Source organism: Leuconostoc sp. S50 (assembly GCF_016624925.1).
Lineage (GTDB): Bacteria > Bacillota > Bacilli > Lactobacillales > Lactobacillaceae > Leuconostoc > Leuconostoc pseudomesenteroides.
Map to the genome: position 1 here is coordinate 1 of NZ_JACVUE010000055.1, position 202 is coordinate 202.

1 protein-coding gene is annotated in these 202 nt (G+C 62.4%); it reads left to right on the forward strand.

Annotated features, from left to right (window positions below):
- Positions 1-202: hypothetical protein (locus tag IAE53_RS11365; protein ID WP_200554278.1), on the forward strand; the 202-nt coding region annotated here is incomplete at both ends.

The following is a 202-nucleotide window of genomic DNA, read 5'->3' on the forward strand; positions in this document are numbered from 1 at the left end:
GACTACATTGGTGCGGATTACCCGCCCACCGTGCGCGACGGCAAAGTAGTCGACAGTGGCGAGTACCGTGAGCAGCAGGAATTCAGTGCTGTGTTGGCTGATCTGGTTAACAGCCTGCCGGCCAACGCCGAACACAACGCGCTGCAGCAAGGCATCCAGGCCCTTCGCCAGGCCATCGACCAGCGTCAGGATGGCGCCGCAG